The 14551-nt window shown below is 64.9% G+C and carries 2 protein-coding genes; one reads left to right on the plus strand and one right to left on the minus strand.

Going from position 1 to position 14551, the window contains the following annotated elements; translation table 11 throughout:
• Positions 1-254 precede the first annotated feature (254 nt).
• Entirely contained in the window at positions 255-746 is a 492-nt protein-coding gene (locus QRN48_RS25510) for a helix-turn-helix domain-containing protein (RefSeq protein ID WP_191943960.1), read from the minus strand.
• Between the two features lie 617 nt (positions 747-1363).
• On the opposite strand from QRN48_RS25510, the gene QRN48_RS24395 reads away from it, so the two are divergent.
• Complete coding sequence (locus tag QRN48_RS24395; protein ID WP_285353909.1) at positions 1364-14491, plus strand: BapA/Bap/LapF family large adhesin; 13128 nt, start codon at positions 1364-1366, stop codon at positions 14489-14491.
• Positions 14492-14551 lie beyond the last annotated feature (60 nt).

The raw sequence follows: 14551 nt of genomic DNA on the forward strand, positions 1-14551 counted from the left end.
GCAGCGGCATCATCGTTGCCTGACACACCGCATCGCGGGCAAGCGCGCTCCTACAAAAGCTGGCATGAGCATGCAGTGGTGACGGACACGAAAATCCGTAGGAGCCGGCTTGCTGGCGAACGCGATTCCCCTCGCGACATCACCCGCCCCTGACCACCCGCTGTCTCGGCACGTCAACACCCTCAGGTTTTCGTGCAACTTGCGATCCAGGCTGGCGCAAGACCGCTGTGCGCCGGGAGCACACGGCTGCCAGGTCAAACGCTGTGTTGCACCTTCATCATTGCCAGCCCGATGAAGCGTCGCGAGTCTTCCTGAAAGTCCCTCACCTGCGCGGCGAACTGTTCCTCGCGGTTGTCTGGCGGGCGCGTGCCGAAACAGGTCGCAACGTCGGCGATGACTTGCGTGGTGTGATTCAGACTTTGATGCAGCGTTCCCAGAATGCCGACCGCGTTGCGGTTCGAGACAAGCACTTCGCCATGGCTGCCGGCCAACAAGCGCCCCACGCGGGATGGCTCCCGGGGTTCGTAGCCTTGCGGATCAGCCCGAACCGCCCCGCCGGAAAACAGGTAATGCATGTCCACTCCCGCATCACACACCCGCTGCAGATAATCCGCCTTGGGGGAACGATGACCGCTCTCGTAGTGGCTCTGCGCGTTGGGTTCGACACCGCCGATGCGGGCGAACGCAATCTGCGTCAGGCCCAACCGTTTGCGTTCTTTTCTCAATCGCGATCCAAGGGGTTCCATGGGCAAACTCCTGCTGAATTCACGCCACACGATGGACCGGTGGGTGCAATGGGGGGCTGGAGTGCGAGCTTCCTGAACTAGCGAAACAGCCTCGTACGGTAGGGGGCACTACCTTACAGCGTTTAAATACGGCGCGAGCAGGTATTTACCGAACCCGAGCAACGTACTTTCTCGCCTTTTGTTCTCGCGAAATCATTGCGAGCGCTAAAAATCTCTTGGCAGCGCATGGCGTGCCGGGCATTCACATGAATGTGCCGGTTTATAACGCAAAGAGCCCGATGCCATTCGTCGGGACCGGCTTAATTCAAAGGGTCAACGCAAACGTTTTCCCCCCGATCGAATGTGTTTGCGCAAACGCCCCGACGACCGGTAGATCCCTATCTAAGTTAGTTTTTAAATAACGAAATCAGCGAGTTGCCATCCCCTATTTCCGCCATCTGCATATCCGTCAAACAATATTCCGTTGATATTGGGTGGATCCAATCTAAATTAATGGCAAACGGCTTCCACTCATAAGAACGAAATGCACCTGACTGGGAAGCCGAAGTCAGGCGGCTGGTATGACACGCCACTCACCGCGTTGTTGTAGTGCTAAAAGCGAAGAAAGGGACTGTCACATGGACAATATCGTTGTAGCCAATAAAGCAACCTCCGAACTTACCGCAAAGACCTGGGGGAATCTGTCCCTCGACACGCCCTCCGTTGTTCAAATGCCCGTTCCCCCCAGTCAAGTCGCCTCAGTGAGCCGCAATGGCCAGCAACTTGTGGTAAATCTGAAAAATGGCGAACAGATCAAAGTTGCCAACTTTTTCAATGCGACCGCGGACGGCGTCAACAGCGACATGGTTTTTCAGGGTGAGGATGGCACCCTTTGGCAGGCCCAATACGATGCCCAGTCCTTTAACGGTTTCACATTTGATGAAGTCAATTCGCTGGACACACTCATCGCAGACGCGGGCGTAGTCAGCGGCGCGACGCCGACCTGGGCGTTTGCCGGCCTCGGCCTGCTCGGTGCCGGCGGTGCCGCTGCAGCAGGCGGGGTAGCTGGAGGCGGTGGCGGGGGCGGTGGTGGTGGCGGCAGTCCGGCCGACACTTCGGCCCCCGTCGCACCGGGCAATCTCCTGGTCAGCGCTGACGGCTCCCTCCTGACCGGCACCAGCGAAGCTGGCTCGACCATTCAGGTGCGCAACAATAGCGGCGTCCTGCTGGGCAGCGGAGTCACCGGGCCGGACGGCAACTTCAGCCTCACGCTCAGTCCGCCACAAACCAGCGGCCAGCCATTGCAGGTCAGCGCAATCGATGCTGCCGGCAACGTATCGCCTCCTGCTCAGACTACGACGCCGGTTGTCGACGATGGCCAGCCCGGCGCAGACACTACCCCTCCCGCTGCGCCAACCAACCTTGCAGTCAATCCAGGCGGCACTGTCCTGACCGGCTCAGGCGAAGTCGGCGCGACTGTTCAGGTGCGTGGGGCCGACGGCACCCTGTTGGGCAGTGGCATCGTCGGCGCAGACGGGACGTTCAGCATAGGCCTGAACCCTGCGCAGACTGACGGCCAATCGTTGACCGTCAACGCGATCGACGCTGCGGGCAATGTGTCCGTACCGGCGCAGGCACTGGCGCCGGACCTCGACGTCACGCCACCCGCCGACACCACCCCGCCGGACGCGCCTGCCAACCTGGCCGTTAGCGCAAACGGCACACGATTGACCGGTTCGGGCGAAGTGGGTGCCACGGTCCAGGTTCGTGCTGCGGACGGCACGCTGCTCGGCAGCGCTGTGGTCGGCGCGGACGGGACCTTTAGCGTCGGGCTTAATCCTGCGCAGACTGACGGCCAATCGTTGACCGTCAACGCGATCGACGCTGCGGGCAATGTGTCCGTACCGGCGCAGGCACTGGCGCCGGACCTCGACGTCACGCCACCCGCCGATACCACGCCGCCAGACGCCCCGGGTAATCTCGCAGTCAGTGCCGACGGCATTCGGCTGAGCGGCTCGGGCGAAGTGGGCGCAACCATTCAAGTGCGTGCCGCCGATGGCACCTTGCTGGGAAGCGCTGTCGTCGGCGCCGACGGCACATTCAGCTTGGGTCTGAACCCACCGCAAACTGACGGCCAGTCGCTGACCGTCAACGCAGTCGATGCCGCCGGCAACGTATCGGTACCTGCACAGGCGGTGGCGCCGGACATCAATGTCACCCCGCCCGGCGGCGACGTTACTGCGCCGGACGCACCTACCGATATTGCCATCAGCGGCAACGGGCTTATTGTCAGCGGACGCGGCGAACCCGGCAGCACGGCGAGCGTCATCGACATCAATGGCAACGTATTGGGGACCGCAGTCGTCGGCACCGACGGCCTGTTCAACGTCAACCTGAGCGCGGCGCAAAACGCCGGTCAGGTGCTTCAGCTCACCCTCACCGACGCTGCAGGCAATACGTCAGGCAACGTGCCTGTGCTGGCGCCGGATACTACGCCGCCATTGGCACCCTCGGCGTTTGCATTGTCGGCAGACGGCTTGACCCTCACCGGCCGGGCGGAGGCAGGCTCGCGTGTGCTGGTGCGTGATGCATCAGGTCGGGTGATTGGCGCAACGCGTGCCGAGCTGGACGGTAGCTTCAGCGTCCTGTTGGACGCCGCGCAGCGCAACGGCGAAAAACTCAACATCAGCGCGACGGATGCGGCGGGCAACTCGGCGTCGGCGGAGCTGAGCGCGGCTGACACCACTGCGCCGACGCAGGTGCGCGATGTGGTGATCAGCGCAGACGGTACGCAAATTTCCGGCAAAGGCGAGATCGGTGCGACCGTTTCGATCGTCAGTGCCGCCGGTGCACCCTTGGGCACGGCGGTTGTCGGTGCCAACGGCACGTTTGAAACCACCCTCTTCCCAGCCGCCAGCGCCGGTAATCAGCTGCAAATTACCCAGACTGATGGTGTCGGGCTGGTCTCGCCCGCGCTGGTGGTTACAGCACCCGATGCGAACGGTCCTGCGACACCTTCCGCATTGGCCATCAGTGCCGACGGAACGCAGTTGACCGGTACCGCGAGTGCCGGCTCGCTGATTCAGGTGCGCGACGCCAACGGCGTGTTACTCGGCAGCGCAACCGCCGCCGGCAATGGCAGCTTCACGGTGACGCTGGTGCCCGCACAAGCCAATGGCGAAGTGGTTGACGTGGTTGCCGTGGATGGACTGGGCGAAAGCTCGGTCACCGTGCCGGTCACTGCGCCCGACATCACCGGCCCGACGGCCGCCACCGATCTCGGCGTGGCCAACAACGGCCTTACGCTGAGCGGCCGTGGCGAACCGGGCGCCAGCGTGTCGGTGCTTGATGCCCAGGGCAATGTGATTGGCACCGGTGTGACCTCGGCCACCGGCAATTTCACTGTCACCCTGAGTACGCCGCAAACCAATGGCCAGGCCCTGCAAGTGGTGCTGAGCGACGCTGCCGGCAACCCGTCGCCCGTGACCCCAGTCAGCGCGCCGGACCTGGATGGCCCGTTGCAGCCGGGCGCCATCAACATCGACGTCAGCGGCACGACCCTGAGCGGCGTCGGCGAGGCCGGCTCGACCATTACCGTCAGCGCGACCAATGGGGCCGTGCTCGGCACCGCCATTGCGGCAGCGGACGGCAGCTTCACGGTGGTCCTGAGCAGCCCGCAAAATAACGGCCAGACGTTGGTGGTCAGCGCCACTGACACGTCGGGCGGCCCGGCGTCCAGCGTCAGCTTTGTGACCCCTGACACCCAGGCGCCTGCAGCACTGGTCACCCCGACGCTTGATCGAACCGGCCTGATTCTGACCGGTACCGGTGAGGCCAATGCCAGCCTGACGGTACGCGGCCCTGACGGCAGCATCATAGGCAGAGGCCAGGTTGGCCCCGATGGTCGCTTTACCCTGACGCTGGACCAGGCGCAAACCGACGGCCAACTGTTGCAGGTGACTCAGGCCGATGGCGCAGGCAACCAATCGCCCCCCGCGCCGGTTATCGCGCCGGACCTCAGTGCACCGCCTGCCGTGACCAATCTTGATTTGTCAGCGAACGGTCTGATCGTCACCGGTAACGGCCAGAGCGGTGCCACCGTGACCGTCACCGGGCCCCTCGGCGCAACGTTGGGAAGCGCCGTGGTGGGCAGCGATGGACGTTTTGAGATCACCCTGTCCAATCCGCAGATCAATGGCCAGGCCCTGAGCGTGACCCAAGTCGACGCCTCGACCCTGGTGTCTCCGGCGGTTCCCTTGCAGGCGGCAGATATCCAGCCTCCCGCCGCCCTCACCGGGCTCATCCTGAGCACCGATGGCCTGACCCTGAGCGGCCAGGCCGAGCCCGGCGCAACTGTCACCGTCCGCGATGCTAACGGTAACCCGCTGGGCACCGCCGTCGCCGACTCGACCGGTGGTTTCAGCTTCACCTTCACCTCGGCCCAGGACAACGGGCAGCTGCTGCTGGTCACCCAGACAGACCTGGCAGGCAACACCTCTGCTGCCACCTCCTACACCGCGCCGGATACATCGGTGCCGAGTGCGCCAACCGGAGTCAGCATCAGCAACGACGGTCTGACGATCTCCGGTACCGGTATCGCTGGCGACACGATTGTGGTTCGCAACGCCGCCGGCCTTTTGCTGGGTTCGGCCACCGTCGCAGGCAACGGCAGCTTTACCGTGACGCTAAACGCGCCGCAGCTGGACGGGCAGCGCCTTGATGTGATCCAGACAGACGCCGGCACCCAGCCCTCGGTGGCCGTTCCTGTTACGGCCCCCGATGTCACCGCGCCGCCTTCGCCAACCGGTGTGACGCTGGATGGCAATGGCGAGTTGACTGGCATTACCGTGCCCGGCAGCTCGGTCAGGGTGCTTGACGCCAATGGCGCACAGATTGGCACCGCTACTGTCGCGCCAGATGGCACATTCAGCTTCACCCTCCCCACGGCGCTGAGAAACGGCGAGACGCTTCAAGTGGTAGCGAGCGACGGGACGAATCTGTCGCAGCCAACACAGGTCGTGGCACCCGACACTACCAACCCGGTTGCCATTACCGATCTGGCCATCAGCCCTCAGGGTGACGTGGTTTCCGGCGTCGGCGAGCCTGGCACCACCATCACCATCCGCGGACCGGGCAACCAGCCAATCGGAATCGGGACCGCGGGCCAGGATGGCGCATTCGTTATCACCCTCACCCAACCCGTCCCGAGCAACACCACCGTGCAGGTCATCAGCACCGATGACGCCGGCAATTTTTCGACGGCTATCCTGGCCGGCCCCAACGGCACTGAATTGGCAACGCCCAACAGCATGACCATCAGTCCGGATGGTTTCATCCTGAACGGCGCCGCGACGGCGGGTAGTACGGTCACCGTCCTCGACAGTAACGGACTGAATCTGGGCAGCAGCAAGGTCAACAGCTTTGGACGCTTCAGCATTCTGATGCGGTTCGCGCAATTGAATGCCCAAACCCTGCACGTCACCGCCACCGACGACACCGGCCACTTCTCGGTCACCGCCCTGGTAGTGGCCAACGACCTGACCGCGCCTGAAGCGCCTGCCAGCCTGACCATCAACGCCGACGGCAGCGTGGTCTCGGGCAGCGGTGAAGCGGGCGCGACGGTCGCCATCAGCAACAGCGGCGGCACTGTGCTCGGTCTGGGGACCGTTGCACCCAACGGCACGTTCGCGATTACCCTGACGCCTTCGCAACTGGACGCCCAGCCGTTGACGGTCACGCAAACCGACATTGCCGGCAACGTCTCGCAAACCGGCAGCGTCATCGCCCCGGATCTCAAGGCGCCTGACGCGGCGACCGGCCTGAGCATCAATAACGTGGGCACGGTGGTCAATGGCGCCGGCGAGCCCGGCGCGACCGTGACCATTCGCGATGCCGCCGGCAACATCCTCGCCACCGGGCTGGTTAACCAGAGCGGCCAGTTCCAGGTCACGCTGCCCAACGCCGTGACCACTGGCGAGGCGCTTTCGGTAACCCTGACCGACGCTGCCGGCAACGTCTCGACCGGCGCAGGCATCACGACCGTGGACACCACACCACCGGCGACGCCGCAAAGTCTGCTCATCAGCGGAAACGGCAGCACACTGACCGGCCTTGGCGAACCGGGCGCGACGGTGAGGGTTCTTGATGCCAGCGGCGCGTTGCTCGGCAGCGCAGTGGTGGCCGGCGACCGCACCTTCACGGTGACGCTGGCGCCCGCCCCCAGCAATGGCGAAGCCCTCGACATCAGTCAGACCGATGCGAGCGGCAACGTGTCGCCGTCGGCCAACCTGACGGCGCCGGACATCAGCCCGCCCGCTGCCCTGACTCAAGTGGCAGTGAACGCTGACGGGCTGAGCGTGACCGGTCGAGGCGAGCCCGGTGCGCTGGTGACAGTGCGCAATGTTGGCGGGGTTGCGTTAGGCACCGGCCGGGTCGATGCGGCCGGGGCGTTCAACGTCACGCTCAACGCCGCGCAAATCAATGCACAGGTGCTGACCGTTACTCAGGAAGACCCGCCCGGCAATGTATCGACGGCGGTCAATGTAACCGCCTCCGACCTTACCGCACCCGACAGCCCGGCCTTGCTGGTGCTGAGCGGTAGCGGTCTGCAACTGACCGGCAATGCCGAAGCCGGCAGCTCCGTCACCGTGCGCGATGCGTCCGGGGTGATAGTGGGTTCGGCGGTTGCCAGCGTAAACGGCACCTTCCAGCTCACCCTCTCCAGCCCGCAGCTCAATGGCCAGAGCCTGAGCGTGACGGCCACCGACGCCGCCGGCAACGTCTCGGTGCCGACGCCTTATCTGGCCGCAGACACCCTTGCTCCGCTCGCCCCCACCAATCTGGCCATCAGTGCCGACGGCGTGACACTGGGCGGCAGCGGTGAGGCCGGCGCCAGAATAGAGGTGCGCGATGCCGCTGGCACCCTGATCGGCAGCGGCACCGTCGCAGCCAATGGCGGCTTCTCCGTGACCCTGAACCCGGTAGCCAGCACGGGCACAACGCTGAGCGTGGTCCAGACCGACGTGGCGGGCAATGCATCCGACTTCGCCCAAGTGGTTGCCCCGGGCAATCTGGCCGAGCCTGCGCCGGTGAACCTGGCCCTCAGCACCGATGGCCTGAGCCTGACCGGTAACGCCACTGCCGGCAGCACGGTCAGCGTGCGCAATGCCGACGGTGCGCTGCTGGGCACAGCGCTGGTCGACAGCAACGGTACGTTCACTGCGCAGCTTAACGCCGCCCAGCTCAACGGCGAGTCGCTGTCGGCAGTTGCCACCTCCAGTGACGGGATCAATTCGCTAGCCACCGCTTACCTGGCAGCCGATGTCACCGCACCGGGTCAGCTCACCGACCTGGTGCTCACTGCCAATGGCTTGACTCTGACGGGTCATGGTGAAGCCGGTGCGACGGTAACGGTGCTCGGTGTTGGCGGATTGATCGTCGGATCCGGCCAGGTCGGTGCTGACGGCACCTTCACCCTGGCGATCAACCCGGCGCAGATCGCCGGACAATCCCTGAACCTCAGCCAGACCGACGCAGCCGGTAATGAGTCGGCCAGCGCCAGTCTGATCGCCAGAGACCTGCTCGCACCCGACGCGCCGCTCGGTCTGGCAGTGACGCCCGATGGCGCCGTGATCTCCGGCACCGGGGAAGCGGGTGCCACCGTTAACGTCTTCAACGCCAGCGGCGCCTTGGTGGGCTCTGGCAGTGTGCGCATCGACGGGACCTTCCAGTTCACCCTCAACACACCGCAAGCCAACGGCGAAAGGCTGGCCGTGACGCTGACCGATGCCGCCGGAAATATCTCCCAGACCACCAGCCTGACGTCGGTTGACACCACGGCGCCGCTGGCGCTGAGCCAACTGAGCATTTCCAGCGACGGCGCCACACTGACCGGCCGCGGCGAAGCCGGCGCCATCGTTACCGTCAGCAACAGCGCGGGGCTCCCGCTAGGCACCGCGACGGTGGGCAGCACCGGAGCGTTCACGCTGGTGCTGACGCCTGCCCTGACCAACGCCGAGGTGCTGACGCTGGTGCAGCGCGACGCCGTGGGCAATGTGTCACCGCAGGCCAGCCTGACCACACCGGACTTCACCCCGCCGGATCAGCTGGATAACGTCAACATCAACCCGGCCGGCGCCGTGGTGACCGGTACCGGTGAGGCCGGTGCCACTGTCACTGTGCGCGATGCAAGCGGCACTCTGCTCGGGACCACGCTGGTGCTGGCAGACGGTACGTTCAGCGTCACCCTGACGACGCCGCAGATCAACAGCCAGGTGCTGAGTGTTCAGCAGGCCGACCCGCCCGGCAATGTCAGCGTACCGGCCACCGTCACGGCGCCCGACCTGACTCCGCCAGCGGTCGCAACCGATCTGCGGTTCAATGCCTCAGGCAGCGAGCTCACCGGCAGTGGCGAAGCCGGCGCGAGCGTGCGCGTCACGGTGGCCGACGGCACCGTCGTCGGCACCGGCAGCGTGGGCCCGGACGGCACGTTTCAGATCACTATGACGCCGCCCCAAAACGCCGGCCAGACGGTATTCGTGGTGCTCACCGATGCAGTCAACAATGCCTCGGCCGCCGGCTTGCTTGCGTCACCCGACAGTACGCCACCGGCGCTGGCAACCGGCCTGAGCCTGGATGCCGCAGGGGCGATTGTCAGCGGTCGCGGCGAGGCCGGCGCCAGCCTGCTGGTGACCGACCGCGCAGGCAACCTTTTGGGGACCGGCGTGGTCGCGGCGAACGGCAACTTCGCCGTAACGCTGTCGGTGCCGCAACTCAACGGCCAGGAACTGTTGGTCATTCAGCGCGACGCGGCGGGCAACCCCTCCCTTGGCGCGCCTGTGCTGGCACCTGACATCACGCCGCCCGCCGCCCCGGCGGTGACGGAGCTGAGCCCGAACGGTCTGACGCTGAAAGGCACAGGCGAGATCGGTGCCACGGTCACTGTAACCAGTGCCAGCGGTGCCAGTCTTGGCTCCGCAACGGTCGGTACCGACGGTATTTTCACCGTCACGTTGACGTCCGCCCAGCTCAACGGCGAGCGTCTCAATCTGACTCAGACGGACATTGCCACGAATGTGTCCGCCACCGCGGTCTATCAAGTGGCCGATGTGACCGATCCGGCCGCAGTGACGAATCTTGCTGTCAGCCAGGACGGGGTCATCCTGACCGGCCTGGGCGAGCCTGGCGCGACGATTCGGGTGTCGGTGGCCGGTACGCCTCAGCTCGGCACGGCAATCGTGCGCGCAGACGGGACGTTCAGCGTGACATTGGCGCCTGCCCAGCTCAACGGCCAGTCGCTGTCGGTGGTGCAGCTCGATGCGGCGAACAACGACTCGACTCCAGTACCCGTCACTGCGCCCGACTCCACGCCGCCTGCGCTTCCAGTGATCACTTCGCTGAACCCGGCGGGCACCGTCCTGCAAGGCACCGCCGAGATCAACAGCATCGTGACTGTCACCTCGGCCACCGGCACGGTGTTGGGCACTGCCACCACCAACGGCTCGGGTCAGTTCTCGGTCAACCTGGTGCCGGCGCAGATCAACGGCCAGCTCATTTCCGTTGTCGCCACGGATGCCAAAAGCAACGCCTCCACGCCGCTCCTTTATCCGGTGAAGGACACTCAAGCACCCGATGCCGTCAGCAACCTGTCCATCAGCGCCGATCACGTGAATGTGGCTGGACGCGGTGAAGCGGGTGCGACGGTGACTGTGAAAGATTCCGGTGGCGTCACCCTCGGCGATGGCCTGGTCGCGGCCAACGGTACTTTTGTGGTCACGCTGAGCGCTGCGGTGCCCGCCAATGCCGTTCTGACGGTCACTCAGTCGGATGCCGCCGGTAACCCGTCCGGGGTTGCCAACCTCACCGTGCCGGTGAGCCCGCCACCGGATGCCCCGACCAATCTGCTGGTCAGTGCCGACGGCCTGACGGTCACCGGCAGCGCCCCGACAGGCACTACTGTCACGGTTTACAGCGCAACGGGCGTGGTACTGGGCACTGCACCCACCGGAGCGGGCGGCACGTTCAGCGTCACATTGAATGCGGCTCAGACCAATGGCCAAAGCCTCGGCGTGATAGCCAGTTCGATCGCCGGCGGCGCGTCCTTGCCAGCGGCTGTGGTGGCCGCCGACAGCACGCCGCCGGCCGCACTGAGTGAGCTTGCGGTCAACGCCACCGGCACTTTGGTGACCGGTCGGGGTGAAGCCGGGGCAACGGTGACGATAACCGGCGCTGCCAACGCCATCCTGGGCACAGCGCTGGTCAACGCCAGTGGTGCATTCAGCGTCACGCTGACACAGGCTCAGGCCAATGGTCAGGTACTCGGCGCGTATCAGACTGACCTGGCGAACTTGAATTCCGCCACGCTGCCGGTCACCGCACCCGACATCACCGCACCCAATGCACCGACAGCGCTTGTGCTCAATGGCGCGGGCACGGTGCTGAGCGGGGTGGGCGAAGTGGGCGCCACCGTGACCGTGCGCAACGCGTTGGGCGCCTCGTTGGGTACCGCCGTCGTCGGGCCGGACGGCACCTTCAGCGCCAACCTTTCGGCGGCGCAGCTCAATGGCCAGGTGCTGACCGTCACCCAGCGAGACGCGGCCGGCAACGTTTCCCTGCTGGCCACTGCCAATGCCATCGACACGACCCCGCCTGCCAACCTGACCAACGTCGCGCTCAACAGCGCTGGCTTGCAGGTCAGCGGCAATGGTGAAGCCGGCGCGACCGTGCGCGTAACCAATGCGGCCGGCGTGGTGCTGGGCACTGCGCTGGTCAGCGCTGCGGGGACCTTTGTGGTGTCGCTTGCCAGCGCGCAGCTCAACGGCCAGGTGCTGAGCGTTCAGCAAACGGATGCGGCCAACAACCCGTCTGCGGTGGCGATCGTCACGGCGCTCGACGTTCAAGCCCCCAACGCCCCTGTCGCGCTGGTTCTGGCCCCCAATGGCCTGACGCTCAGCGGCAGCGGCGAAGCGGGCGCGACCGTTAACGTGTTCAACGCCGCCGGTACCCAGTTGGGCACCGGCACGGTGGGCGCTGGCGGGACGTTCAGCCTCACCCTGACTGCCGCGCAACTGGACGGCCAGGCGCTGACGGTCCGTCAGGTTGACGCCGCTGGCAACGTTTCCGTGGCCGGCAATCTGCTGGCGCCGGACACCACTGCACCGGCAGCACCCACGACCGTCAGCGTCAATGCCAGCGGCACCGTGGTGTCGGGCACAGGCGTCGCCGGCTCAACGGTAACCGTGCGCAATGCGTTGGGGGCTGTGCTCGGCACCACGACCGTGGCCGCCAACGGCAGCTTCACGGTCGCGCTGAGTGCTGCGCAGATCGATAACCAGGTGCTCAGCATCACGCAGGCCGATGCCGCCGGTAACGTATCGCAGGCCGCCAGCGCCATTGCGCCAGACCTGACGCCGCCCGCGCCACCGTCCTCGATGCAGGTGAGTGCCGATGGCCTGACGGTGTCGGGCACCGGTGAAATCGGTTCTACGGTGCAGATCAAGTCGTTCAGTGGCGCGGTCATCGGTTCGGGCACCGTGGGTGCGAACGGCACTTTCAGTGTCACGCTCGCCCCTGCGCAGATCAACGGCGAAAGCCTGTTCGTCAGCCTGACCGACAACAAGGGCAATCTGTCCGCGGCCGCCAACGTTACCGCGCCGGATATCGACGTCAACGCGCCGGTGGTGGCAAGCGATAACCTGGCCACCGCCACCGTCACGCTGACGCCGGCGAAAGCTTCGCAAACCTACGCAGACTCGTTCACCACCCTGTTGGCCGGTTTTTCCAAGGCGTTCGTGTTCACCGTTGCCAACGGCACCAGCCTCGATCCAACGCTGACGCTGACGACCAACAGTCTGGTATCGCTGCTGGACGGCGTGGTCTATACGCTGCAGGTCAAAAATGCCAGTGGCAACTGGGTCACCCTCGACGTCAACGGCAGCGGCGGTTTGCTTGACCTGGTTGCGCTCACCGGCCAGGGTGTGCGGGTGGATATTGGCGACTTGCTAAGCGGTGACTACCGGCTAGTGGTGTCGAGCACCGGCATCGGGGTCGCGACTACTGTCAACACTCAGCTGCAGCTCGACGTCACCAGCCTGACCCAGTTCAACGGCACCGCCGGCGCGCCGGTGACGGGCAACGTCATCAGCGACGTTGGTGTGGACGGCCAGCGAGACCTGACCGGCCCGGACAATGGCGCGGTGCTGCAGGTGTTGAAAAACGGCAGCTACGTCACGGCGACCGCCGGGCTGACGGTTCAGGGCCTTTACGGCACCCTGACCATCGATGCCAGCGGCAACTACAGCTACAAAGCAGACGGCTCGGCCAGCAGCGTCGGCAAGGTCGATGTCTTCACCTATCAGTTGGCGCACCCGAACGGCCTGACCGACACCGCCAACCTGTACGTGCGCATCGACAGCCCTCAGGCGACCGAGGTGTGGAGCAACAGCAATCTGGCGAGCCCGGCCTTCTTGGTCGACGCGACCAATGATGTGGCGTTCAGCGACATTACGCTGGTGAACAAGGAGGTGATCACCAACACAGCGCTGGGTAACGTCACGCTGCCAGTGGTAGGCACAGGCACTGGTGCGTGGACAGCCAGCGTGGCTGCCGGCACCGTCAGCGACCTGACCGTGGTCATCAGCGCCTCCAATGTGCTCAGCCTGCTGGGGAACACAACGGTGGCCCTCTACAAGCTCAACACCGCCACTAACCAATACGTCCTGGTCAAGAGCTACGCAGGTACAACGCTTGCGGCCCTCGGGGGCAACGACTATGGCGCCCGCTTCGATGATCAAGGCCCCGGCAGCTACCAGGTAAGGGTCGCATCGAGCGGAGTCAACCTGGGTGCCGGTATCGCAGTCCGGCTGGTCAACGATGCCACCTTTACCAACCAGTTCGTGGTCGGCAGCTCCACCCCGGTGGCCGGCAACCTGCTCACCGACACGGCGGGCGGCGGCGCCGATGTACTCGGCTCGGCCTTCACCGTGCTCAATGTGCTGGCGGCAGGCAGCTACGTGACGCCGGGCTACAACGGCACCACGATCGTCGGCACCTACGGCTCGTTGCTGGTCCAGGCCGATGGCCGCTACACCTACACGCTGACGCCAGGGCAATCGGATGCCGTCATCGGCAAAGAGGATGTTTTCACCTACCAGCTCAAGCATCCAAACGGCACCACTGACACCGCCACCCTGACCATCGATCTCGATAAGGCCGGGGCCCTCGCCAGCACCTCGTTTGCCGCGTTCTCGGTGGCGGCAACAGGTGAAGACCACAGCGCAGCGACGGCGGTTGCAGCCCACGGCGCCGAGCTCATTCAAGGCACGGCGGGCAACGACACGCTGGACGGTTCGCACGGCGGTGCAGTGACCCTGCAAGGCGGCGCCGGCAACGACACGCTGATCATCGCCGACCAGCATTTTGCCTCGGTCGATGGCGGCACCGGCACCGACACGCTGTTGTGGGCGGGCGGCGATGCGACCATCAATCTGGGCGATCTGCAAAGCCGTATCCATAACATCGAGGTGCTGGACTTGAACCACACCAGTGCGGTTGCGCTGACCATCAGCCTGGCCGACCTGGTTTCCATTACTTCGTCAGACAACAACACCTTGCTGATCAAAGGGGGCAGCGAAGACACCGTGCACATGAGCAACACCTGGATTGCCGGCGGAGCGCAGCAGGCCGATGGTGTTGATTACACCCAGTACACGCCGCAGGAAGATCCGACCCATCACTTGTGGGTACAGAACGGGATTCACGTCGTTTGATTGAACAAAGGGAAGCCCTGTATTCGTACAGTAAGGAAGCCATGTGAAGCGCGTTCGCAA

It is taken from the genome of Pseudomonas sp. ME-P-057 (assembly GCF_030208975.1).
Classification (GTDB): domain Bacteria; phylum Pseudomonadota; class Gammaproteobacteria; order Pseudomonadales; family Pseudomonadaceae; genus Aquipseudomonas; species Aquipseudomonas lutea.

Bases quoted from the DNA above. Each gene is read 5' to 3' on its own strand.
- QRN48_RS25510 (WP_191943960.1), bottom strand. From the start codon at position 746: ATGGAACCCCTTGGATCGCGATTGAGAAAAGAACGCAAACGGTTGGGC.
- QRN48_RS24395 (WP_285353909.1), top strand. From the start codon at position 1,364: ATGGACAATATCGTTGTAGCCAATAAAGCAACCTCCGAACTTACCGCA.